The organism is Endozoicomonas sp. ONNA1, assembly GCF_024606325.1.
In the GTDB taxonomy this organism is placed as follows: domain Bacteria; phylum Pseudomonadota; class Gammaproteobacteria; order Pseudomonadales; family Endozoicomonadaceae; genus Endozoicomonas_A.
Genome location: NZ_JAHHPN010000295.1, coordinates 1 through 2,093, shown reverse-complemented (window position 1 = coordinate 2,093; position 2,093 = coordinate 1). Strand labels below are relative to the sequence as shown.

Sequence of the window (2,093 nt, the reverse complement as noted above, 5' to 3'; positions counted from 1 at the left end):
GGTGATGATGCTCGTGAAGGCCTCACTGCGATCATATCGGTTAAGGTGCCTGATCCTAAATTTTCTTCCCAGACCAAGGATAAACTGGTTTCTTCTGAAGTGAAGACCGCTGTTGAGCAGGAGATGAGCAGTTATCTTGCGGACTACCTGATGGAAAACCCACAGGAAGCCAGAGCGGTTGTCAACAAGATGCTCGATGCAGCCAGAGCACGTGAAGCAGCCCGCAAAGCCCGCGAAATGACCCGCAGAAAGGGGGCGCTGGACATAGCAGGACTGCCCGGGAAATTGGCTGACTGTCAGGAAAAAGACCCTGCGCTCTCTGAACTGTACATCGTGGAGGGTGACTCTGCGGGTGGCTCTGCAAAGCAGGGACGAAACCGGAAAACACAGGCCATCCTGCCACTCAAAGGTAAGATCCTGAACGTTGAAAAAGCACGCTTTGACAAAATGCTTTCCTCTCAGGAAGTCGGTACTCTGATCACCGCAATGGGGTGTGGCATTGGTCGTACTGAATTCAACATTGAGAAACTGCGGTATCACAATATCATCATCATGACCGATGCTGATGTTGACGGCTCCCATATTCGAACCCTGTTGCTGACATTCTTCTTTCGCCAGATGCCAGAGCTGATTGAAAATGGCTACGTTTATATCGCTCAGCCGCCGCTCTATAAAGTGAAGAAAGGTAAACAGGAGCAATACCTTAAAGACGATGTTGCCTTGGATGACTATCTGACCCAGTCTGCCCTGGAAAACGCCACCCTGCATGTTAATGAAAATGCGCCGGGTATCGGTGATGAAGCTCTGGAATCTCTGGTAAAAGAATACAGAAAGGTTATTGCAACTATCGAACGTCTGTCTCGAATTTATCCTTCTGAAGTCATGAAAGAGATGATTTATCTGGATGCCGTTTCCGAAGAAGACTTAAAAGATCAGACAAAAATGATGTCTTGGCTGGACACCCTGAATGTACGCATTCAGGAGCTGAAGTTAGCTGGCCGCGAGATGAGTTTTGAGCTGTTTGAAGATCGCGAGCATCAGGTGTGGTTGCCCAAAGTTACCATCGTTTCCCATGGTGTGCCGACCGAATACACCTGGAATGTCGACTTCTTTGGCTCGGGTGATTACGGTTCGATCAAAAGTCTCGGAGCCAAGCTACAGGGATTACTGGAAGAGTCCGCATTCATCCAGAAAGGTGAGCGGAAAAAGGCGGTAGAAACCTTTGAGGAAGGTCTGGATTGGCTGATGTCAGAGTCTACCAAACGTCACAACATTCAGCGCTATAAAGGTCTGGGTGAGATGAACCCCGAGCAGCTTTGGGAAACCACGATGGATCCGGACGTGCGAAGGATGCTTAAGGTGACCATTGAAGATGCTATTGCTGCTGACCAGATCTTCAATACACTGATGGGAGATCAGGTTGAGCCTCGTAGAGACTTTATTGAGTCTAATGCTTTGAACGTGGCTAACCTTGATATTTAATACCCCATAGTTGCACTCAGGGTCCTTAGACAAAGCGGCTCTGAGCGCAATCAATTAACCCTCTTTCGGGCAAATAAAGTTATGCTGCACCGTTGATACATCAGCAGTATACTTGAGGCCTCCGATTCAACAGTTGACAGACATGTACCATTCAGTAATTCGTGCAGAACTCGAAGAAGCCCAACAGCTTCTGGAGCGCTTTCTTAATGATGAAACCTGTATTGATGCTATAGATCGTGCTGCGAGCCTGCTGGCCGAGGCCTTTAAGCAGGGTGGAAAGGTTATTTCCTGTGGTAACGGAGGCTCTCATTGCGATGCTATGCACTTTGCTGAAGAACTGACTGGCCGCTATCGTGATAACCGTCCTGCTTACCCGGCGATTGCCATCTCTGATGTCAGTCACCTCTCTTGTGTCTCCAATGATTACGGTTATGAGTATGTGTTCTCGCGTTATCTGGAAGGCGTTGGCTTTGAGGGCGATGTCCTGTTCGGGCTCAGTACCAGTGGTAACTCTGTCAATATCCTGAAAGCGGTTGAAGCGGCCCGGAAAAAAGGGATGAAAGTGATTCTTCTGACGGGTAAGGATGGTGGAAAAATGGAAGGTCTGGCGG

Annotated in this window: 2 protein-coding genes; both read left to right on the top strand. The window is 48.7% G+C overall.

The features are described from left to right. The coding region (locus KDK19_RS06985; RefSeq protein ID WP_257291619.1) for a toprim domain-containing protein at positions 1 to 1,482 on the top strand (1,482 nt) is incomplete at its 5' end. Between the two features lie 142 nt (positions 1,483 to 1,624). Continuing rightward, the coding region (gene lpcA / locus KDK19_RS06980) for a D-sedoheptulose 7-phosphate isomerase (RefSeq protein ID WP_257291618.1) at positions 1,625 to 2,093 on the top strand (469 nt) is incomplete at its 3' end.